We start from the raw sequence: 21,206 nt of genomic DNA on the forward strand, positions 1-21,206 counted from the left end.
CGTGGCGTTTTCGGGCTACGCAGAGTTTCACAGCTGGATGGCCGCCCGGACATCGACTCAGTCAACGGCGGAGACGAACGACCATGTCTGACATCCAGATTTCCGGCCTGACCAAACGCTTCGGCAACGCTGCCGTTCTTCAGGAACTCGACCTGACAGTGCGCGACGGCGAATTCCTCACCCTGCTGGGCGCGTCCGGTTGCGGCAAGTCCACCTTGCTGAAGCTGATCGCCGGCCTGGACACGCCCGACACCGGCACGATCCGCATGGGAGACCGCGACCTGCTCGCCCTGTCACCCAGCGCACGGGACTGCGCGATGGTGTTCCAGTCCTATGCGCTGTACCCGCACATGACCGTGCGCGAGAACATCTCGATGCCGCTGGTGATGCGCGGCCTGAGTTTCAGGAGGGAGTCGCCGCGTTTTTCGAGAAGCGCCGTCCAGCTTATGCGGCCGAGCTCGTGAAGCGGACCAAGCGGTGAGCGCCGCAGCCGGGACAACATCTTCGGAAGGCGCGGCCGGAAGCAGCGTCGTCTCAGCGACCGGCTTCATTTCGACGATATCAGCGACGCCCGGGCGAACGCAACGGGCTACGAATTCCTCTGTGTCGCACGATGTGTTGTGGCAAGATTGAGGACGCACCAAGCAACCAAGCAAAGGAGAGAAAGATGTTGCGGATGTTAAGCGAAGCGCATGGGAATGTTGTTCTTGCCGATGATTTGCCCGCCAAACCGGTCGGCGTCATGAAGCCGGGCATGGTCGAGATCGGGGCGGCGACGCACGATAGAGCATCGCGGCGTTCACCGACGATCCGCACCACAGAGGCTCTTTCGCGCCTGACTGCGGTGACAGCCACCAAGATTCGGAGGCTCGCGGTCGTTGCCCCGCTCGGCCTAGCCTGTCTGTGTAGCGGATGGCCGGCGTTTTCCCAGGTCGTCATTGGTCCCGGCGATCGCCCCGAAACCGGGCTTCAGGGCCAAACCACGATCGAAGACGTGGTGAGCGGCCGGTCCAAACTTCCTTATCATGCTGGCGTTCGCCTCGTCGGTCGCACGGACATCTGGAACCGCGGCGGCAATATGCAGCTCTCATGGGTCGATCAATGTGCCTATGTATCCTCCTTCAAGCAGACAGGCCCGGCAACCGCCAACAGCCGATCTGCCTTGTTCCTCCGCGAGCCAGCGGGCGTCGCGGTTATCGACGTAAGGGACCCCCGGGCTCCAAAGCCCGTGCGCTTGCTGCGGGACCGGGGCTCGATCGATGCGGTAGAGACGATGCACGCGATTGCGGCACCAGATCGCAAAGTTCTCGTCGCCGGCAACTACTCGGGAGGAATTGCTGGCCGGGGCGAGGAGGACGCAGCTTGGCTCAGCATCTACGATGCCTCGGACTGCCTGAATCCCAAATTGCAGAGCGAGTTCAAGTGGCCCGCCAACATCCACATGGTGACAATCTCTCCCAACGGTCGTCGCGTCTACGGTACAGAAATCCTGCCCGGACTCGGTTCGGGGAAGGGTGGCCTGCATGTGCTCGACATCAGCGACATGAAGCGCCCCCGCTATCTCGGCCGCTTCGGCGTCACGCGACCCAATGGATTGACGGCTGGGTTCACGCCACATGAAGTGTCGATCAGCCATGATGAGCGGCGGATCTACGCGGCTGTCCTCGCCTCCGAAACCGGGGACATACCTATGGGGGCGTCTATCCTCGCCTCCGACGGGGACGTGCCTGTGGAGAACGGCAGCGTCTACATTCTCGATAACAGCGACATCGTCGATGGGCGCTCTCAACCGAAGATGAGGCTCGTCGGCGAAGCCAAGCAAGGCGGTTGGCATTCTGTCGTGCCCGCGTCGATCAACGGAGTTCCACACCTGGTGGGTGCGGCCGAACTGGGCGCCTGTCCTGGAACATGGCCGCGGATCATCAATATCGCGGACGAGAAGAATCCAAAGATCGTCGGCGAGTTCAAGCTGCAAATGAATATCAAGGAGAACTGCGACGCGATACTATTTACTCCTCGGAAGGAGGATCCCTATGCGAGCTTCATCCCAATCCCAGACATCACCGCGCGCCTCGGCGCGGTTGGCTCGCATTTCAACGATGTCGACGATGCAAGGAACACGAGGCTTGGTCTGTTCCCCTTCTTCGCTGGCGGAGTGAGGATCGTTGATTTGCGCGATCCTACAAAGCCGGTTGAAGTCGGCTACTATAAGCCGGGTGCGAATCCCGATACCCCGCTAAGTGGCAACGGGCTAAACTGGACAGGGTTGAACGACCAGGTAACCGACGCGTGTGCGTCGCATGTACGCTATGTTCCCGAGTCCGGGCACATCTGGTTCGCCTGCATGACGACCGGTTTCCACGTTATCGAACTGAATCCGGACCTTCGCGCTCGCCTCGGCTTCCCGACCGTGAAGTGATAACCTGTGTCGGCCGCTGGCGGCTCGGCTTGAGGGCTGTCGGCGGGGGGTAGATGACGGAGCCCCTTTCGTCGCGGCGAGGCGCAAAACAGTGCGGGAGGCTTGTTCGCGCTCGCCGCGATCATGGCTGGGCGCGTTCTCCGCCTCCCGCCGCACATTGCTGGACCGAGCAACTTGAGCGACCGATCAGGCAATGAGCCAAGGGTCGCTCCAAGGGAGAAGAACATGCGTTACGAACACATCACGCTGGAATGCATCGAAGGCGTGGCGACGATCACGATTAATCGTCCCGAAGTGCTGAACGCGCTGTCCATGCAGACCCTCGACGAGATGATGGATGCGCTGGACAGCGTTGCGGCAATGGGCGCGCGCACGCTGCTGCTGCGTGGGGCGGGGCGCGCCTTCTGCTCGGGCGCCGATCTCAGCGGCGGCGTTCAAGAGGATCCTGAACGCATTGATCGGGGACGTGCGCTTGAAACCGGCTTCAACCCTTTGCTCGAGAGTATGGTGCGTTTGCCGATCCCAATCGTCTCGGCGGTGAGCGGTGCAGCCGCCGGCGGGGGGTGCGGGATCGCCCTTGCGGCGGACATCGTAATCGCCAGCAGGTCCGCGTACTTTCTCCTGCCATTCGCGGCGATCGGGCTCGTTCCCGATCTGGGGGTGACTTGGCTGCTCCCGCGGCTTGCCGGGCGCGCCCGCGCGAGCGCGATGATGCTTCTCGGCGAGAGGATTACGGCCGATGTCGCGGCGGACTGGGGCTTGATCTACAAGGTGGTCGATGACGACGATCTCACCACTGCGGCGACGGCCATGGCGGCACGGCTCGCCGCCGGACCCACGATCGCTCTCGGTCTGACCCGCCAGGCGCTCTCAGCCGCCTTGAACCAGAGCCTTCCTGAGGCGCTGGCGATGGAGCGAGCAAACCAGCGCGTTGCCGGGCGAACCGTGGACCATGCCGAAGGAATCGCGGCGTTCCTCGAGAAGCGGCAACCCTTGTTTCGCGGCCGATAACCCGAGGCTATCCTCGATTGACAAGAGGCATTGCCCGATTTGCGCGTCGTCGATGGGGCCTCGCTACGGACGAACGGAGTGAACCGGCACCTGCTTCAGGGCAGGTGCCGTCCAGCGCACGGGGTCAGCGGACTTCGAACAGCTCGTAAGTGATCGTCGTGACCGACCCGCTTTTGCCAAAAACGCCCTTACCGACGGCCTGGACGCCATTAAGCCGGCTTTGTTGCATAACAAGGTAATGGATTCCCTTGAGGAATCGATTGTCATAGATGGGCGGGATGCCCAGACCGACACCACCGAAGTATCGCACTACCAATTGGCCCGAATATAATGCTGCCCTCAAGCAGCGAGGCTCGCTGGATGTATGGTTTGACCCTGGGCTGGATTGGTATGCGGTGTCCGACGGTCGCTCCGGTCGGCCGCTGCGGTTTTCGGATAAAGCGATCGAGTTCTGCCTGACACTGAAAGGGCTGTTCCAACTTCCGTTGCGGCAAGTGACGGGACTGACCCAGAGCCTGCTCAGGATGGCGGGACTGGACTGGCGGGCACCCGATTATACGACGCTGTGCAGGCGGCAGAAGAGTTTGTCGGTCGAGCTGGGCGGGAGGTCCAGTTCAGGCGGGTTGCACCTGCTGGTTGACAGCACCGGGATCAAGATGATGGGTGAAGGCGAGTGGAAAACCCGCAAGCATGGCGCATCCTATCGCCGTCAATGGCGCAAGGTGCATATCGGGATCGACGCGGAAACCTTGGATATCCGAGTCCACTACTACGCCGATGCGCTCAAGCCGTGGATAGCTCGGCGGGACCGCTTGCCTGCGTTCCTGATCCGGCGCGACCCGCGCGACATCAGCCGCATATGGGTGCTGGAACCAGAGGGGCAGCACTACCTGGAAATTCCCTACCGTACCTTGTCGCACCCGGCTGTCACCCTATGGGAACAACGGCAGGCGCTGGCGAAATTACGGCAGCAAGGGCGCGAACAGGTGGATGAGTCAGCGCTGTTCCGCATGATCGGCCAGATGCGAGAAATCGTGACCACCGCGCAGAAAGCTACGCGCAAGGCGCGGCGCGACGCGGATCGACGCCAGCATCTCAAGGCAACGGCACCGCCTGTCAAAACCACGCCACCACCAGATGCGGACATGGCTGACCCACAGGCCGACAACCAGCCGCCGGCCAAACCGTTCGACCAGATTGAGGAGTGGTAGCCGTGGACGAATATCCCATCATCGACTTGTCACACCTGCTGCCAGCGGCACAGGGGCTGGCTCGGCTGCCGGCGGACGAGCGCATCCAGCGCCTTCGCGCCGACCGCTGGATCGGCTATCCGCGCGCGGTCGAGGCGCTGAACCGGCTGGAAACCCTGTATGCGTGGCCAAACAAGCAACGCATGCCCAACCTGCTGCTGGTCGGCCCGACCAACAACGGCAAGTCGATGATCGTCGAGAAGTTCCGGCGCACGCATCCGGCCAGCGCCGACGCCGACCAGGAGCACATTCCGGTACTGGTCGTGCAGATGCCATCCGAACCGTCGGTAATCCGCTTCTACGTCGCGCTGCTCGCGGCGATGGGTGCGCCATTGCGACCGCGCCCACGGCTGCCAGAAATGGAACAACTGGCGCTGGCACTGCTGCGCAAGGTCGGCGTGCGCATGCTGGTGATCGACGAGTTGCACAACGTCCTGGCCGGTAACAGCGTCAACCGCCGGGAATTTCTCAATCTCCTGCGCTTCCTCGGCAATGAACTGCGCATCCCACTGGTCGGGGTCGGCACGCGCGACGCCTACCTGGTCATCCGCTCCGATGACCAGTTGGAAAATCGCTTCGAGCCGATGATGCTGCCGGTATGGGAGGCCAACGACGATTGCTGCTCACTGCTGGCCAGCTTCGCCGCTTCGCTTCCACTGCGGCGCCCCTCGTCGATTGCCACGCTGGACATGGCCCGCTACCTGCTCACACGCAGCGAAGGCACCATCGGCGAACTGACGCACTTGCTGATGGCGGCAGCCCTCGCCGCCGTGGAGAGCGGCGAGGAAGCGATCAACCATCGCACGCTGAGCATGGCCGATTACACCGGCCCCAGCGAGCGGCGTCGGCAATTCGAGCGGGAACTGATGTGAAGCCAGCGCCACGCTGGCCACTGCATCCGGCTCCCAGGGAAGGTGAAGCCTTGTCTTCGTGGCTCAACCGCGTGGCCCTTTGCTATCACATAGAGGTGTCCGAGCTGCTGGAGCACGATCTTGGTCACGGTCAGGTTGATGACCTGGACACCGCGCCACCACTGGCGCTGCTGGCGATGCTTTCCCAGCGGAGCGGCATCGAACTGAACCGGCTGCGTTGCATGAGCTTTGCCGGCTGGGTGCCTTGGCTACTGGACAGCCTTGATGATCAGATTCCAGATGCATTGGAGACCTATGCGTTCCAGCTCTCGGTGTTGCTGCCGACACACCGCCGTAAGACGCGATCCATCACGAGCTGGCGTGCCTGGCTGCCCAGCCAGCCGATACACCGCGCCTGTCCGCTATGCCTGAACGATCCGGAGAACCAAGCCGTACTGCTCGCGTGGAAGCTGCCCCTGATGCTGAGCTGCCCGCTGCATGGCTGCCGGCTGGAATCCTATTGGGGCGTGCCAGGGCGGTTTCTAGGCTGGGAGAACGCCGACGCCGAACCGCGCACCGCCAGCGACGCGATTGCGGCGATGGACCAGCGTACCTGGCAGGCACTGACGACCGGTCACCTGGAGCTGCCGCGCCGACGCATCCATGCCGGATTGTGGTTTCGGCTGCTACGCACGCTGCTCGATGAGCTGAACACACCGCTTTCGGCGTGCGGAACCTACGCGGGGTATCTCCGCCAAGTCTGGGAAGGCTGCGGGCATCCGCTGCGTGCTGGGCAAAGTCTGTGGCGACCGTATGAAACCCTGAATCCGGCAGTACGGTTGCAGATGCTGGAGGCGGCGGCAACGGCAATCAGCTTGATTGAGGTGAGGTACATAAGCCCGCCAGGCGAGCAGGCAAAGCTGTTCTGGTCCGAGCCCCAAACAGGGTTCACCAGTGGCCTGCCGACGAAAGCGCCGAAGCCCGAACCCATCAATCACTGGCAGCGTGCAGTCCAGGCCATCGACGAGGCCATCATTGAAGCGCGGCACAACCCCGAGACGGCACGCTCGCTGTTCGCGTTGGCTTCCTATGGTCGGCGCGACCCCGCTTCCCTGGAACAGTTGCGCGCCACCTTCGCGAAGGAAGGCATCGCCACGGAATTTCTGTCACATTATGAGCCTGACGGATCCTTTGCATGTCTTAGACAGAATGACGGGTTAAGTGACAAATTTTGACGACCTTAACTTTCCGGCGCACACTGTCACATAATCGAACGTATATGTGACAGGTACGACATGCTGATAGGCTACATGCGGGTATCGAAGGCGGACGGCTCCCAGGCTACCGATTTGCAGCGCGACGCGCTGATTGCCGCCGGGGTCGATCCAGTACATCTTTACGAGGACCAGGCATCCGGCATGCGCGAGGATCGGCCCGGCTTGACGAGCTGCCTGAAGGCGTTGCGAACTGGCGACACACTGGTCGTGTGGAAACTGGATCGGCTCGGACGCGACCTGCGACATCTCATCAACACCGTGCACGACCTGACTGGGCGCGGCATCGGCTTGAAGGTATTAACCGGGCACGGCGCGGCCATCGACACCACGACCGCCGCCGGCAAGCTGGTCTTTGGCATCTTCGCCGCCCTGGCCGAGTTCGAGCGCGAGTTGATCGCGGAGCGCACGATTGCCGGCCTAGCCTCGGCCCGCGCGCGCGGGCGGAAAGGCGGCCGGCCGTTCAAGATGACCGCCGCCAAGCTGCGGCTGGCGATGGCGGCAATGGGTCAGCCAGAGACCAAGGTCGGCGACCTGTGCCAGGAACTTGGCGTCACGCGGCAGACCCTGTATCGGCATGTTTCACCCAAGGGTGAGCTACGTCCAGATGGCGAGAAGCTACTCAGCCGAATTTGATGCCGGCATGAGGCAACGTAGCGACAGCGTGGTTTGTCTCAATGGGAAGCGCTCATGATCGATCTTTGAAGGCCCGCAGCAGTCGTGTCACAGACAGGACGAACAAACCGGTCAGCGTGAGGGCTGCGATACCCCAGTACTCTCCGATGAACGCGCCGGCCGTCGTGCCGGCCAGCACAATGGCGAGAATCGGCAAATGGCAGGGACAGGTGAGCACGGCCAGCGCGCCCCACAGGTAGCCGGTGATCGGTTTGTGCGTCTCGGACGGCAAGCGCTCGGGGCTGTTCATGGCAGACTCTCCGCGTGCTGTGCCGGCTCGGTCGGCATGGTGGCCAACTGCACCTCCAGATCGGCCAACGCTTCGCGCCGACGCTCGACGAACTGGCGCAGAACGGCAAGCTGCGCGGCCGCTTCATCGCCGTCCGCAGCATCCAGCGCCCGGCACAGCCGCGCCAGCGCGTCCAGGCCGATGCCCGCCTCGAAGGCCGCCCGCACGAAGCACAGCCGTTGCAAGGCGGCATCATCGAACAGGCCATAGCCGCCCGGGGTGCACGCCACCGGACGCAGCAATCCGCGCAGCAGGTAGTCGCGCACGATATGCACGCTCACCCCGGCATCAAGGGCCAGCCGGGACACGGTGTAGGCGCTCATTGAAAACCTCCTTTTTTTATCCAGCGCAGCAGGAAAGCTGCTTCACGTCCTTGTTGAAGGTCTGCGCCGCAAGCTTCAACCCCTCGACCATTGTCAGGTAGGGGAACAACTGGTCGGCCAGTTCCTGCACCGTCATGCGGTTGCGGATGGCGAGCACCGCCGTCTGGATCAGTTCGCCCGCTTCCGGGGCCACCGCCTGCACGCCGATGAGCCGTCCGCTACCTTCCTCGATGACCAGCTTGATGAAGCCGCGTGTGTCGAAGTTGGCAAGCGCTCGCGGAACGTTGTCGAGTGTCAGCGTGCGACTGTCGGTCTCGATGCCATCGTGGTGCGCTTCCGCCTCGCTGTAGCCCACGGTGGCGACTTGCGGGTCGGTGAACACCACTGCCGGCATCGCGGTCAGATTGAGGGCTGCGTCGCCGCCGGTCATGTTGATCGCGGCACGGGTGCCGGCGGCCGCTGCCACGTAGACGAACTGCGGCTGGTCGGTGCAGTCGCCGGCCGCGTAGATGTTCGGGTTGCTCGTGCGCATGCCTTGGTCGATAACGATGGCCCCTTGCGCATTGACAGTGACCCCCGCCGCGTCCAGCGCGAGGCTGCGCGTATTCGGTGCCCGACCGGTGGCAACCAGCAACTTGTCAGCGCGCAATTCACCGTGTCCGGTGGTCAGCACGAATTCGCCGTTCACATGGGCGACCTGGCTGGCTTGCGTGTGCTCCAGCACCTCGATGCCCTCGGCGCGGAAAGCGGCTGTCACGGCCTCGCCGATGGCCGGGTCTTCCCGGAAGAACAAGGTGCTGCGTGCCAGGATCGTGACCTGGCTGCCGAGCCGGGCAAAGGCTTGCGCCAGTTCCAACGCCACCACCGACGAACCGATCACGGCCAGGCGTGCGGGAATGGTGTCGCTGACAAGCGCTTCGGTGGAAGTCCAGTAGGGTGACTCTTTCAGGCCCGGAATCGGCGGCACGGCCGGACTGGCACCGGTGGCGACCAGGCAGCGGTCGAACGTTACCTCGCGCTCGCCACCCTCGTTCAAACGGACGACCAGGCTCTGGTCGTCCTTGAAACGCGCTTCACCGTGCAAAACGGTGATGGCTGGATTGCCGTCCAGGATGCCTTCGTATTTGGCGTGCCGCAGTTCATCGACACGGGCCTGCTGCTGGGCCAGCAGTTTGCTGCGGTCAATCGCAGGCACAGTTGCCGCAATACCGCCGTCGAACGGACTTTCCCGGCGCAGATGGGCAATATGGGCAGCGCGGATCATGATCTTGGACGGCACACAGCCGATATTGACGCAGGTGCCGCCGATGGTGCCGCGCTCGATCAGCGTGACCTGCGCGCCTTGCTCGACGGCTTTCAGCGCCGCCGCCATCGCGGCTCCACCGCTGCCAATGACCGCTACCTGCACCGGGGGCTCGTTGCCACTGTGCTTTTCGGCGGCGGCCATCCATCCCCGCACCTTGTCGAGCAGTCCGACGCGGTTGTCCGCCAGTGGCGCATCGGCTAGCGTTGCCTTGTAGCCCAGTCCGGCCACGGCGGCAGTCAGCGCGTCCGGCGATGTGCCCGGCACGATGGCGAGTTGCGCTGTGCCCTTCGGATAGGACACCAGCGCCGACTGCACGCCTGGCACTTTTTCCAGCGCTTCCTTGACGTGCGCCGCGCACGAGTCGCAAGTCATGCCGGTGATTTTTAGATGGGTCATGCAACAGATCCTTTATCGTTTGTGGCGCCAGACAATGACGTCCGTTGTGCTGCGGTGCCGTTTTCAGTGACTCACTGCTTGACGCTGGACGGATAGCCCGCGTCTGCGGTTGCCTTGGTCAGCTTCTGCACGCTGGTCTTGGCATCGTCGAAGGTGACGACCGCTTGGCGTGTCTCGAAAGTCACGTCAACTTTGCTGACGCCTTCGACCTTGGAAATCGCCTTCTTGACAGTGATCGGACAGGCCGAGCAGGTCATGCCCGGTACGGACAGCGTAACGGTCTGGGTGGCGGCCCACACGGGGGCAACAACGGCAGCGAGGGCAAGGGCGGAAAGCAGCTTTTTCATGGTGAACTCCTGTGATCAATAGAAAAATGGCACGACGTAGGGAAATCCGAGCGCGACCAAAACCAGCACGGCCACGCCCCAGAAAATGAGCTTGTAAGTAGCTCGCACTTGGGGAATCGCGCAAACCTCACCCGGTTTGCAGGCGGCTGACGGCCGGTAGATGCGCCGCCAGGCGAAGAACAACGCCACCAGCGCCACGCCGATAAAGATGGGGCGATAGGGTTCCAACACCGTCAAGTTGCCGATCCAAGCGCCGCTGAACCCCAAGGCGATCAGAACCAGCGGCCCGAGGCAGCAAGCCGAGGCGAGGATGGCGGCCAGCCCGCCAGTGAAGAGCGCGCCGCGCCCGTTTTGAGGTTCAGACATACGTTTGTCCTTTCGAATCTGAATTGGATAGCTTAAGCTTACTTCCGTAGTTATGTACGGAGTCAAGCGATATGGAAAACAATTTGGAGAACCTGACCATTGGCGTTTTCGCCAGGACGGCCGGGGTCAATGTGGAGACCATCCGGTTCTATCAGCGCAAGGGCTTGCTCCCGGAACCGGACAAGCCTTACGGCAGCATTCGCCGCTATGGCGAGACGGATGTAACGCGGGTGCGCTTCGTGAAATCAGCCCAGCGGTTGGGCTTCAGCCTGGATGAGATCGCCGAGCTGCTGCGGCTGGAGGATGGCACCCATTGCGAGGAAGCCAGCAGTCTGGCCGAGCACAAGCTCAAGGACGTGCGCGAGAAAATGGCTGACCTGGCGCGCATGGAGGCCGTGCTGTCTGAGTTGGTGTGCGCCTGCCATGCGCGAAGGGGGAACGTTTCCTGCCCGCTGATCGCGTCACTACAGGGTGGAGCAAGCTTGGCAGGTTCGGCTATGCCTTAGCGTGCTTTATTTTCCGTTTTCTGAGACGACCCCAGTCAAGAACTTCCGGCCGGCTCCAGCAAGCTGGGACGCGCCACGATAGCCTTGAACAGATTGGCGGACCGATCATCGATGAGTTCGATCTGCGGCCATGCCCTCAGTGAGCGCAGCAGGCCGCTACCCAATCCGCGATAAGGCAGGAGCTTGGCGGCAAAGGACGCCAGGATGGGGTTGCGCATATTGGAGTTGCCGGCCTTGATGTTCTCGATAGTCAGGTTGTTGGGCAGGTGGCCAGGGCTGATGATCTCGACACGATCCGCGAAGACCAGTACGCGGATCGGCGCGCTGACGAAGTAGTCGCGGTGAATGAGGGCGTTGGCGACCAGTTCTTCCCAGACGATGCGGGGAATCTCAGGCTGCCCCTGGGAGTTGAAGCCCTGCTCGCCCTGCGCGGCGCGGGTGTTAGCGACGATAAAGCCCAACGTCTGCTGGAACACGTCGGCCAGCTTGCCGACGATGTCGCGGCTGTCGATGTAGCGTTCGTCCTCAATCTGGGTGCCGACAAAGGCGACGGCCTTGACGACGAAGGCGGGTAGCGCGTAGTGCGGTGATTTGGCGAACAGCAGACCGCCCGCCACGTTGAGCTGCCCCTGGTTCATCAGGTTCATGTTGGTCAGCAACTGCGGCAGCGGCTGGTTATGCTGGGCGAGCGGCTCACCGAATTGCTGCTCGAAGAAGGTTTCGAAATAGGGCATGTCCACATCGCCCGCGCTCAAGCCCGCTACGGGCGTTTCGTCGGCGTGCACCAAACCCGCCTGCTGGAACAGGCGCTGCAATTCCTCGCGCGAGGTGGCGCGGCGCTTGTCCGAGCCGTTCTTCACCCAAATCGCGCCGTTCTTGTCCATGTAGGGCTTGTTGACGCCCTCAGCGATAGAGAGCACCAGCACCGTGCCTGCCGGGTGAGGCACGTTTTCCGTGAGCGGGTTCACGGCGGGACGCACGACCTGCGAGGCCACGTTGGCGATGAGCATGTTGAGACGAGCAACGTCGGCGCCGGATAGACCGCGCACCGAACCGTCGTCGTTCACCCCAATGAAGATGCGACCACCAGCGGTGTTGCTGAAGGCAACGATCTCTGCTGCCAAGGCGTCGGCATTGTTGATGTCCGTCTTGAACTGCTGCCGACTGTCCTCGCCCCGGCTGAGCAGGTCGATCAGCTCTGTGGTTTCCATAGGTTGTAGACCTCTTTGCGACGGTTGAAGGCTTCCTGGCCTCCTTCCATGATGTTGATGATGGCGTCCTGCACCGGGCGGGCGTCGATGCTGCCGCTTCGCGTGGCGACCTTCTCGTCCTGGTATTGGCAGGCGTGCACCTGTTCCGCGTCACCCAGCACCGGGAAGTTGGCGTTGTGGGTGGCGAAGATGAATTGGGCGTGAGGCTTCATTTCCCGTAGCAGCTTGATCACATCGTCGTAAATGGTCTGGTTGTCCAGATCGTCTTCCGGTTGGTCGATGATGATCACGTCGTTCTGGCGTTGACTGAGCACGTACAGCAACAGCGCCGAAGCGCGCTGCCCGAGAGAGTGGTGCTTCAACTCTTTGCCGCGATAGCGGATGACGAAGCGGTTGGGCACCTGCCAGGTGACGAAATCGGTCAGGTTCTGCATGAAGGTCTTTTCGAAGACCTCGGGGGTGCTGCCGGCCTTCGCCAAGGCTCCCGGCAAGGCACGTAGGAGGCCGCCAAAATCGGCATAGTCCTCCATCACTGCGCGCAGCGTGGTTTCGCGAATGTTGCTGCCCTTGAAGAGCTGCTGCATGAAGCTGATGGCGGCTTCCTTGTCGCCCTTGAAGTCCGCTTCGATCTGCAGGGCGGTGTGGCCAGCGTTCACGCGGTCCAGCTCTACCTTGATGGTATTGAACTCGCGCAGCCATAGTTCATTGAGTTTGTCGATCTCGGCAAACAGCGCGTCGCGGATGCTGGTCTGCTGTGATTCCTGCTTGGCCAGCGCCTCCAGCATTTGCTCCGCCTTGGTTTTGCGCTGCTGCTGGGCCAGGAAGTCGTCCGGCTGGATGGCAGTCATGCCGGTTTGCTTGAGCTCCTGAGCCAGTTGGCGCTCGACTTGTGCGAACTCCTCCTGAAGGCTCCTGCTTGCGCCTTCAAATTCGCCCTGTTTGGTCTTGAGGCGAGCTGCAATGACGTTCGCTTCTCGCTCGATCTGCTTGAGCTGATCGACCTTGGCAACGAGGCTGGAGAACTCAGCGTAGTAGGCCGTGAAGAAATCCGGGTTCTGCTTGGAAACGTAGCTCGTTGCGTTCCGCAGCTCGTCCTCATGCTCGGCAATCAGACTTCCTAGAGCGAGGATGAAGCTGTCTGCCCGCTCCATCATGCGCGCGAGCGCTGTGGCGTCCTGCTGGAAGCCAAGTCGCTTTTGGAGCTTATCGGCGACACCGTGCTCCGCGAACTTGGTCAGACGGAAGTTGGCATCATTTAGTTGGGTCTCGAAGTCGCGCTTGAGTTCGGCCGTGTTGCTGAGCTTGAGCCAGCGCTGAGCAGCGTCACGCACGCGCTGGCGTTGAACCTCTATTTCGTCACGCAGCACACGCAGCTTCTCGCCAACCAGCTTTTCCACCAGATCGGTCTCGAAGCCTTCGCCGGTGCTGGAAAGGTCCTTCTGGCCGAAGTAGATCGGACGGCGCAGTACGGTTTCCCGGATCGACACGCCGGGTTGCAACTTGCCGCCCAAATAGACATTCGGGGCTTCGCGGAAGATGCGGGAGATGGTGAACTCCTGTCCGTACACGTCACATGCTGTCAGCGTCACCTTGCCGCCGCTGCCAAGGGTATGGCGGATCAACTCATCCTTGTACTTGGTGTCCTGCGCCTTCTCGCCGCGTGGAATGTCGAGGGCGTAGCGTACTGCCTCCAGGATGGACGATTTGCCGCTGCCCCGGATGCCGATCAACGTGTTGAGTTCGGAAGAGAAATGCAGCACTTGCCCATCGAGGATGCCGCCGTCGAAGCGGATGCTGCGGATGTGCGACGCTTGATGTTTGGGCGGCTCCATGGCTACCCGCCCAGCGGGATCGCTCAAGGCAAACTTGACCGCCTCGAAGGACAGTTCGCCCAGCTTCAGGTAGCTGGCTTTGCCTCGACCGATTTCATCGACACTCTTAGGGTCGCTGCCTTCCAGTTCGGCGGGGTACCAGCTCTGTAGCCAGCTTTGAATCTTGGTGCGGCAGGGTTTGTCTTTGCCTGCGCCGTCGTGCGTGCGTACCTTCTGAAAAGCCAGCGTTCTGCGTCGGAAGAACTCGTTTTGCCCCAACTCAGTAAGCCGGCCGCCATCCAGCTCCGCCCACAGGCCACTCGGGGCTTCGACATGGGCGAAGACAAGGAAGAAGTCCCGGTGATAGCCTTCCAGCTTCTTGATGGTCTCCAGAAGCGACCATGAAGTGCGCCCGTTCTCCTGCTCGTACTGCGCGGGCGTTTTACCTTCGAATGCGCTGGTCAGAAAGGGGTTGATGTAATTGTGTTCATCGATCCATTCGTCGGAGAACACAACAAGCGTGTGGATGCCATTAGCCCCGTCATTGACCGACAACTCAACGCCTGGCAGCAGCGCAATACCCTTCTTCTGGGCCGTCTTGCGCAGTGCTTTGAATTCTTCGAAGTCGAACTTGTTGTGGTTGGTAATGACGCCCAATCGGATGTCCGCTTTCTCCAACGCATCCACATAGTTGCTGTTGTAGAAGTTGTCATCGCCCGTGAACTTGAATTCTCGGTCCGCTCGGGTATGCAGATGAAAGTCAGCACGGACCCACTGCGCCCCTTCTGCAAAGACCATGGATCGAGCCTCTGACTGCTTCGGTCGCAGACTTTCCATCATGGTTCATCCTTATAGTTAGTCCGCGCGTAGCCCACCAGTCGAGCGGTCTGCGGGTCATAGATAAACTCGGTGATCGATCCATCTCGAATGCGCTGAACCGCCTCGTCGATCACATGAAGTGGCACTAGGAACCATTCCTCAGGCTGCACAGGATGACCGAAGCGGTCGTTGATCGTGATGTTCAACCGCGCGGGCGCGAACAGTCTGTGGAACAGGTTCTCCATCCGGGTGCGGTTGACGCCCGCGAGCTTGTAGGTCGCTACCACTTCGACCTTCGCCAGCAGGTAGGTGGAGTCGTGTTCGGCGTTGGCAATGCGCGTCTCCACCCTGCCCCCGGTCACGCCCATCTTGTGGATGATGTCGCGGTGCTGCGCGACATAGGGATGATCGGAGAGGGAGCGCAGGACGTAGATCGTGCCGCTTTCGACATCATCGGCCTCAAGCTCGCCGCCGAAGGAGAGTTGTCCGCTCTCGGGCGAGGCCAGCCGCCGCGCGGCGGGGTCGTTGTAGAAAGCGCGCTGGAGCGAGCGCAACAGCAGATTGCTTTCGGTGCCGTTGGAGAAGATGAGGCGCAGGCGGCGGTCCACTTCCCCGGCGGTGGTTCTCAGCGGTTCGCCGACGTCTGCGACGTAGAGCGTGATTCCATCGAGAACGAAAAAGTCCCCGGCCTCAATCGCGCGGCGGCCCGCCTCTATGGGCTGGGACTGGCGCAATCCGGTCTTGACTTCCGTCGCTACGCGCTCGAACAGTGGCTTGAACGCCTCGAAGTCTTCGCAAGGCTTGCGATCCGCGATCTCCTCGGCGGCGCGCTTGTCGGCGCTGGTGCGGACATGGCGTAGGACCGTGATGTCGTCTGCGTCGGCTACGCCCGCCAGCTCGGCGGCCAGGTCGTCGATGTCGATGGCTTCATCTGCCGAAGCGGCAACGGTAGGCGCCCCGGCAAGCAAGCCCTGATGGTCCAGCGGCTCCAGCAGGGCGCGGCAGTCCGGGAGCGCACGCAAGCGGTCCAGGCGCACGGCATAGAGGCGCTCGAAAATATCGCGATCCTCACCATGCTGCGGCGCACGCCCGTGCTTCTCGGTGAAGCGTTGGATTTCCTCGAAGCCCGCGATGACGCGCTCCTCACTGGCCGGCCGTCCGGCCTTCGCCTCGGGCGGTGCGAACTCGGCAAGCTCCGCAGCGAGTTCGTCAAGATCGGAGTTACTCATAGCGCCCCTCCGCCTTGAATCGCATAAAGGCGGCCGCGCCTTCGGCCATGCGTCGCTCCCAGGCATCCTGGGAATCGAGTGCAGGAATGCGTCCGCGCTCCTTCTTGAACTGAACGGCGCGAACAGCCATCTCCTTCGCCTCGTCCGGCGTCAGACTCGTGCGCTTCGCCGAGATGGCCGCCGCGACCTGCTTCAAGCTGTCCTCGCTCATGGTCTTGGCGAGGATGGCGTAGGCTTCGCCAAAGGGGTTGATGCGGTCGATGAGGTCAATGTCCAGCTCGCGCACGTCCATCGCGAAGCGGCGCACGCCGTCGATCAGGGCGGTGTTGGGCGACCCGTCGCTCTCGCCTTCGGTGACAAGCCGCTTGGCCTGTTGCGTCAGGTTGAGGGCGGCGATGGCATGCTGGCGCACGGCCTCCTGATCTTCGGCGTCAAGCTCGGGATACTTGTCCTTGATGATCTTGCCCATGCGAACCTGCGTCAGCTCCTCGGGCACCAACTCCTCATCGAACAGGCCGCGCTCAATGGTGGGCTTGTCCTGCACGAAGGCCGCGATGACTTCGTTCAGGTCTTCCTGACAGATTCGCGCCGCCTCCTTGCTCTTGGGCTCGGCGATGCCCTTGATCTCGATTTGGTACGCCCCTGTCTGCTCATTGACGCCGATGTTGCAGCGATCCGGGTCGTAGCCACCCTCGCCGTAGTTAAAACCCGGCACCGGGCCACTGTCGGGGTTCTTGGGCTTGAACTCGAAGCGCGGAGCAAGAACCTGCTCCATCAGCAGGCTCGCCGCGATGGCCTTTAACGTATCGTTAACGGCCTCGGTGACAGCTTCCTCGGCTGCGTCCGGCTCGGCGATCAGGTTGGTGAACCTCGCGCGGGTCTTGCCGGGCGCGTCGCGGGTAGCTCGGCCGATGATCTGCACGATCTCGGTCAGGCTGGCGCGGTAGCCCACGGTCAGTGCATGTTCGCACCAAATCCAATCGAAGCCTTCCTTCGCCATGCCCAGCGCGATGATGATGTCCACATGGTCGCGGCTGTTCTTCTGCGCCGGGTCTTTGAGCGCGGCGGACACGCGGTCGCGCTTGGCGGCATCGTCATCGACGAGATCGGCGATCCGCAGCACGCGGCCATCGGGGCGCTTGACACGTTGGAAGCCGGTCGCAGGGTCGATGCCTTGCCATTCACCCAGCGCCTCGATGATGTGCTCCACTTCCCGCATCTTGTCCTTCGTGCTCTCGCGCGAATTGACATTCGGGATGTGGATGATGGTCTTCTCGGCGGGATCGAGGACATTGAGGATGTCGTCGACGTAAGGCCCGCTGTAGAAGAAGTAGCCGATGTCGAGTTGCTTGAGGTACTCGTAGCCGTTGAGCTGCTCGTAGTAGGTGTAGGTGACGGTATCGAACTTCGACTCATCCTGCGGCGCGAGCACGGCCTCGGCGTCGCCACGGAAGTAGGAGCCGGTCATGGCGACGATGTGCGTCTTGCCCCGCGCGAAGAACTGCCCCAGGTGCAAGCCGAGCTTGTTGTCCGGATTGGCCGAAACGTGGTGGAACTCATCGACCGCGATCAATCGGTCGTCGAACGCCTCGACGCCGTAGGCATCGACAGCGAAGCGGAAGGTCGCATGGGTGCAGACCAGCACCTTGTCCTCGCCTTCGAGGAATGCGCCCAGCGACTTGACCTTGCCGCCGTTGTCGTTGCCTGGCGCATTGCACAGGTTCCACTTGGGTTCGACCTGCCAGTCCGCCCAGAAGCCGTACTTCGACAGCGGTTCGTCGTTGAAGCTGGCACCGATGGACCTCTCCGGCACAACGATGATGGCCTGCTTCAAGCCTTGGTTCTTGAGCTTGTCGAGTGCCACGAACATCAGCGCACGGCTCTTGCCCGATGCGGGCGGCGACTTGATAAGCAGGTATTGCTCGCCCCGCTTCTCGTAGGCCCGCTCCTGCATGGGCCGCATCCCAAGAGCATTGGCCTTGGTCGATGCGCCGTTTCGGGCGTAGGTGACGGAAACGGACGGTACGGACTTGATCTTGTCGCTCATGCGTTGGCTCCCGCCTTGCGTTTCTTGCCCTTGGCCGGTGCAGCCGAAGCGGTCATCTTGGTATAAAGGTCAAACAGCTTTTCCAGCCGCTCAGTGTCGTTCTTGAAGCGCCGACCGATGTAGATGCGCTCCAGCACTTCGTCGTTGCGATCATGTGCGGCACGCAGGTCAGCGGGCATGTTCTCGGGGTCGTACAGGTCCGCGATGGTCGCGGGGAAGTGATGCTCCCGCGCCAGCAAGATATCCTCAGCGCAGCGCGTGAGATCGACCTTGTTCTTGTCGGTGAGCGTGGGCACGGGGAAGGTGTTCCAGCCGAGGGTATTGGAGTAGCGAATATCGGTCTTCAGCCTGCCACAAACGGTGGCGATCCAAACGAGATGCAGGCGTGATGCAATCAGTGCCAAGTTCCAAAGCGGCGCATCGTAAATCACCGACGCGAGATTGGAGACAACGGTGTCATATCCAGTTATCTCGCACGGAAGAAACAACCTTCGTTCCGACGACACATTCGGAACTGCGATTGCAGCGTGGCGACTATGAGGGGCGAAAACGAAGCGATGCGGCGTGGCAGCGTTCTCGTTGGCTTGAGCTCCGTTACTACTCAAGCGCATTTCGCGAACCTTTTCGAGGCGGTCACGAAGAATATCGATGCGATTTACCTCTTCAAGATCGTCATCCTCGATCCATATGCACCAGCGAGCTCCACCGTTTATCAATTCGCGCGATCCAACGTAGCGCTTTAGGAAGCGTCTGGCATCTGGACTCGCTGCAATTATTTGATCCTTCTCTTCAGTAGATGGTGTCAGATGACCTCCATCAGTCGGCTTATTCCCCGACTGCATATGTCCGATGGCTGAAAGCGCACTCGATCTCTTCGTGACAATCACGGTATCAGCAGCGACAAGATACGGACTAATGTTGGCGCATGATCTAACAGTGCCTTCGCCGAACAGTTTCCTTTCAGAGCCAGGGTTGGTCGTCAGGCCGAGAATCACACACGTGACAGCAGCTTTGTTACTAGCGAGGTTGCTCCACAAGAACGATGTGTGCGCAAAGTTGATCGTGTTGCACTCTTTAAATACGAGCGGCCAAAGCATTGCAACTTGCTCTCCTTGAGTGATGGAGTTAGTCGTTACGAATGCGCTTGCCGCCCCAGTAAAATTGTTGAACTGAGCTGCTTTCAGAACGAACGCGGCTACATAGTCCAAATCCTTGTAAGTCTTTAGAAGGGGCGCGAGGACTCGCGCCATGTCTTCCTTCTGCTGCGCTGTCTGACCAACGCTTCCTTGGTACGGCGGATTGCCGCAGATGTACGTCTCGCCGCCTTCGTTCTCGAAGTCAATCTCCGCTTGGTCGAGCGGCGTCTCAAACAGATCATCCGCCAGCACCTTCACGTCCGTCCCGGTGGGCGGGCAAACGCTCAACCAGTCGAGCCGCAGCGCGTTGCCGCAGGTGATCCAGTTCTCGTTACGCAGGGGCAGAAACTCGGCCAGGGCCAGCTTCTGCCCCCGGTACAGCACGTCGCACTGATACTCGGCGATGACCAGCGCAAGGCGGGCAATCTCCGCCGGGAAGTCACGCAGCTCAATCCCGCGAAAGTTGGTGAGCGGGATCTCCGACGCGCGATCCGGCTCGCCGCGCCGCCGATTGATCTCGGCCTCGATGGCGCGCATTTCCTTATAAGCGATGACCAGAAAATTGCCCGAGCCGCAGGCCGGGTCGAATACCCTGATCTTGGCAATGCGCTTGCGCAGGTTGAGCAACACGCGGGCGTTGTCGCCCGCCTCCTCCAGCTTCGCCCGCAGGTCGTCGAGGAACAGCGGATTGAGCACCTTCAGAATGTTGGGAACGCTGGTGTAGTGCATCCCCAGCTCGCCGCGCTCCTCGTCTTCGGCCACGGCCTGGATCATCGAGCCGAAGATGTCAGGATTGATCTTGGTCCAGTCCAGGCCACCAACGTGCAGCAGGTAGGACCGGGCGATCTTGCTGAATCGCGGCACCTCGTCGCCGCCGGAGAACAAAGCCCCGTTGACGTAGGGGAAATCTTCGGCCCATCGAGGAATCTTGGCGGCAGCCCGGTCCTCGCGCTTGGTGTTCATGGCGCGGAACAGCGTGGCGATGACCTCGTGCGTGTTGGACGAGTCCTTGGCGCTCATCTGCGCAACGGTTTCGGTGAAACGCCCCTTCCCGATGAAAATGTCGGTGTCCTCGGCGAAGAAACAGAAAATCAGCCGCGCCATGAGCTTGTTCATGTCGTGGCGGCGCTCCGCCGTGCCCCATTCAGGGTTGTCTTTCAGCAGTTCGACGTACAGACGGTTCAGGCGGCTGGTGGCCCGAATGTCGAAGGCGTTTTCGCTGATCTGGCGGACGGTACTGATGCCCGCCAGCGGCAGGAAGAAGCCGAAGTGGTCGGGAAAGTCTTTGAAGGCACAGGCGACGGTCTCACCGCTGGCCAGGTCTTCGGCCTCGAAGTCCGCACCGTCGGTGGCGAGGATGAACTTCGCCTTGGCCTTGGCCGTCGCCGGGCTGGCCTTGAGAGCGGCCAGCGTCTGTGTCACCCGCCCTACGTCGCAGGTCAGGATGTGGATATTGCTGGTCTGGAGAACACCGCCGAGGTCGGACTTGTTCGACGCCCCCGCGCGCAGGCGCTTGATGGTGGTCGCTTTGTTGCCGAACGCCTCAAGAAAGGCATAGGGGAACTCCGCACGGTCGAACGGCTGCTCCGCGAGGTCGGTGATGGCTTGTTCGATTTCTACGGCGTTCATGGACGTGCAGCCCCCTCTCGGGGCGAGGCCGCCTGGTTGCTATCGTTTTTCGGGGCGCTCATGTCTTGTCCTGCGTTTTCTCGGCTATCTGCGCGGCAATCCAGCGATCCAGCTCGCTGCGACGAAACCGCCAGGTGCCGCCCAGCTTGAATCCCGGTATCTCCCCCTGCTGGGCCAGCCGGTAAACGGTCTTCTTCCCTGCCTTGAGGTAGACCGCCACTTCATCCAGCGTGAGAATTTCGCTATCAGGTTGGTTCATGTCAGGCGGCTCGCTTGGTGTCGCGCGGCGAAGTCTTCCAAAGTTTGGCCAA

General features: G+C 61.6%; 18 protein-coding genes and 2 pseudogenes. 9 read left to right on the top strand and 11 right to left on the bottom strand.

What is annotated here, in order from left to right; all coding sequences use genetic code 11:
• Positions 1–83 precede the first annotated feature (83 nt).
• The 8 genes and pseudogenes from AC0GNO_RS17295 to AC0GNO_RS17330 all read left to right on the top strand — a co-directional run bounded on the left by AC0GNO_RS17295 (position 84) and on the right by AC0GNO_RS17330 (position 7,441).
• A complete protein-coding gene (locus AC0GNO_RS17295) occupies positions 84–464 on the top strand; it encodes an ATP-binding cassette domain-containing protein (RefSeq protein WP_472904855.1) in 381 nt (126 codons plus the stop codon).
• 203 nt (positions 465–667) lie between these two features.
• Positions 668–2,419, top strand: coding sequence for an LVIVD repeat-containing protein (locus tag AC0GNO_RS17300; RefSeq protein WP_472904856.1), 1,752 nt, complete (start codon positions 668–670; stop codon positions 2,417–2,419).
• 225 nt (positions 2,420–2,644) lie between these two features.
• Positions 2,645–3,430 carry an enoyl-CoA hydratase-related protein gene (locus AC0GNO_RS17305; protein WP_064312598.1) on the top strand — a complete coding sequence of 262 codons (786 nt, stop codon included), beginning with the start codon at positions 2,645–2,647 and terminating at the stop codon, positions 3,428–3,430.
• Positions 3,431–3,708: 278 nt separating this feature from the next.
• Positions 3,709–4,191, top strand: a pseudogene (locus AC0GNO_RS17310) (IS5 family transposase); the annotation flags it as partial.
• Positions 4,192–4,641 (top strand): annotated as a pseudogene (locus tag AC0GNO_RS17315) (Mu transposase C-terminal domain-containing protein); the annotation flags it as partial.
• 2 nt (positions 4,642–4,643) lie between these two features.
• Positions 4,644–5,552, top strand: a complete 909-nt coding sequence (locus AC0GNO_RS17320; RefSeq protein WP_011137966.1) for a TniB family NTP-binding protein — start codon at positions 4,644–4,646, stop codon at positions 5,550–5,552.
• Complete coding sequence (locus AC0GNO_RS17325; RefSeq protein WP_011137967.1) at positions 5,549–6,766, top strand: TniQ family protein; 1,218 nt, start codon at positions 5,549–5,551, stop codon at positions 6,764–6,766. Before AC0GNO_RS17320 ends, AC0GNO_RS17325 begins: the two co-directional genes overlap by 4 nt.
• 60 nt (positions 6,767–6,826) lie before the next feature.
• On the top strand, positions 6,827–7,441 hold the full coding sequence (locus AC0GNO_RS17330; RefSeq protein WP_000904941.1) for a recombinase family protein: 615 nt from the start codon (positions 6,827–6,829) through the stop codon (positions 7,439–7,441).
• Positions 7,442–7,493: 52 nt separating this feature from the next.
• Here the strand turns inward: AC0GNO_RS17330 and merE are convergent, their stop codons facing one another.
• From merE to merT, 5 genes are all read right to left on the bottom strand, one after another.
• Positions 7,494–7,730 carry a broad-spectrum mercury transporter MerE gene (gene merE / locus AC0GNO_RS17335; RefSeq protein ID WP_001087809.1) on the bottom strand — a complete coding sequence of 79 codons (237 nt, stop codon included), beginning with the start codon at positions 7,728–7,730 and terminating at the stop codon, positions 7,494–7,496.
• A complete protein-coding gene (gene merD / locus AC0GNO_RS17340; protein ID WP_003465059.1) occupies positions 7,727–8,092 on the bottom strand; it encodes a mercury resistance co-regulator MerD in 366 nt (121 codons plus the stop codon). Before merD ends, merE begins: the two co-directional genes overlap by 4 nt.
• Positions 8,093–8,108: 16 nt before the next feature.
• Positions 8,109–9,794 (bottom strand): mercury(II) reductase, encoded by a 1,686-nt coding sequence (merA, locus tag AC0GNO_RS17345; RefSeq protein WP_472904857.1) that lies wholly within the window; start codon positions 9,792–9,794, stop codon positions 8,109–8,111.
• 71 nt (positions 9,795–9,865) lie between these two features.
• Positions 9,866–10,141, bottom strand: a complete 276-nt coding sequence (merP, locus tag AC0GNO_RS17350) for a mercury resistance system periplasmic binding protein MerP (RefSeq protein ID WP_472904858.1) — start codon at positions 10,139–10,141, stop codon at positions 9,866–9,868.
• Positions 10,142–10,156: 15 nt separating this feature from the next.
• Positions 10,157–10,507 (bottom strand): mercuric ion transporter MerT, encoded by a 351-nt coding sequence (merT, locus tag AC0GNO_RS17355; RefSeq protein ID WP_001294667.1) that lies wholly within the window; start codon positions 10,505–10,507, stop codon positions 10,157–10,159.
• Between the two features lie 71 nt (positions 10,508–10,578).
• On the opposite strand from merT, the gene merR reads away from it, so the two are divergent.
• Positions 10,579–11,013, top strand: coding sequence for an Hg(II)-responsive transcriptional regulator (gene merR / locus AC0GNO_RS17360; protein WP_033944979.1), 435 nt, complete (start codon positions 10,579–10,581; stop codon positions 11,011–11,013).
• 35 nt (positions 11,014–11,048) lie between these two features.
• Here the strand turns inward: merR and AC0GNO_RS17365 are convergent, their stop codons facing one another.
• Genes AC0GNO_RS17365 through mads1 form a run of 6 tightly spaced genes read right to left on the bottom strand, consistent with a single transcriptional unit; the run spans position 11,049 to position 21,154 of the window.
• Positions 11,049–12,224 (bottom strand): RNA-binding domain-containing protein, encoded by a 1,176-nt coding sequence (locus tag AC0GNO_RS17365; protein ID WP_166226536.1) that lies wholly within the window; start codon positions 12,222–12,224, stop codon positions 11,049–11,051.
• The gene (locus AC0GNO_RS17370) at positions 12,206–14,875 is read right to left on the bottom strand and encodes a TrlF family AAA-like ATPase (protein ID WP_116356570.1); all 2,670 of its coding nucleotides are present in this window, start codon (positions 14,873–14,875) and stop codon (positions 12,206–12,208) included. Before AC0GNO_RS17370 ends, AC0GNO_RS17365 begins: the two co-directional genes overlap by 19 nt.
• Entirely contained in the window at positions 14,872–16,083 is a 1,212-nt protein-coding gene (locus AC0GNO_RS17375) for a GIY-YIG nuclease family protein (RefSeq protein ID WP_166226534.1), read from the bottom strand. The genes AC0GNO_RS17370 and AC0GNO_RS17375 overlap by 4 nt, the downstream gene beginning before the upstream one ends.
• A complete protein-coding gene (locus AC0GNO_RS17380; protein WP_166226532.1) occupies positions 16,076–18,130 on the bottom strand; it encodes a DEAD/DEAH box helicase in 2,055 nt (684 codons plus the stop codon). The genes AC0GNO_RS17375 and AC0GNO_RS17380 overlap by 8 nt, the downstream gene beginning before the upstream one ends.
• Positions 18,127–20,895 (bottom strand): class I SAM-dependent DNA methyltransferase, encoded by a 2,769-nt coding sequence (locus AC0GNO_RS17385; RefSeq protein WP_166226530.1) that lies wholly within the window; start codon positions 20,893–20,895, stop codon positions 18,127–18,129. The genes AC0GNO_RS17380 and AC0GNO_RS17385 overlap by 4 nt, the downstream gene beginning before the upstream one ends.
• A 58-nt stretch (positions 20,896–20,953) precedes the next feature.
• On the bottom strand, positions 20,954–21,154 hold the full coding sequence (gene mads1, locus AC0GNO_RS17390; RefSeq protein ID WP_010378957.1) for a methylation-associated defense system helix-turn-helix domain-containing protein MAD1: 201 nt from the start codon (positions 21,152–21,154) through the stop codon (positions 20,954–20,956).
• Positions 21,155–21,206: the final 52 nt, after the last annotated feature.

The organism is Hydrogenophaga sp. L310 (genome assembly GCF_055703065.1).